Here is a 541-nt window from a genome sequence, read left to right on the forward strand (position 1 = left end):
TTTTTTTTTTTTCAAGCAGAAGACGGCATACGAGATTTCTGCCTGTCTCGTGGGCTCGGGTCAGCCAGCCAACTACAAGTTTCCGCGCCCAATGACCGACAGACCCGGGCTGGACTTCAGTTTCTCCGGGCTTAAAACCTTCGTAGCCAATACTATCGCTGCCGAACCGGATGATGAGCAGACCCGCGCCAATATCGCCCGTGCTTTCGAAGAGGCGGTGGTGGATACCCTGTCTATCAAGTGTCGCCGAGCACTGGAGCAAACCGGTTACAAACGCCTTGTTATTGCCGGTGGTGTGAGTGCCAACGTGCGCCTGCGCGCAGGTCTTGCAGAGCTGATGGAAAAACTGGGTGGCAAGGTGTACTACCCCCGAGGGGAATTCTGTACCGACAATGGTGCCATGATTGCCTATGCCGGTTTGCAGAGGCTGAAAGCGGGACAGCTTGAAGATTTGGCAGTAAAAGGTCAGCCTCGATGGCCACTGGATACCTTGCTACCGGTGTGAACAAGGTGAAGCGTGTTGAGCACCACGCATTACCCA

General features: G+C 54.7%; 1 protein-coding gene. It reads left to right on the top strand.

Annotated features, from left to right (window positions below; genetic code table 11):
• The coding region (locus tag K5Q99_RS23145; RefSeq protein ID WP_505973633.1) for a Kae1-like domain-containing protein at window positions 1–505 on the top strand (505 nt) is incomplete at its 5' end.
• Window positions 506–541: the final 36 nt, after the last annotated feature.

The sequence above is a fragment of the Shewanella hafniensis genome (assembly GCF_019655335.1).
GTDB classification, from domain to species: Bacteria; Pseudomonadota; Gammaproteobacteria; order Enterobacterales; family Shewanellaceae; genus Shewanella; species Shewanella hafniensis.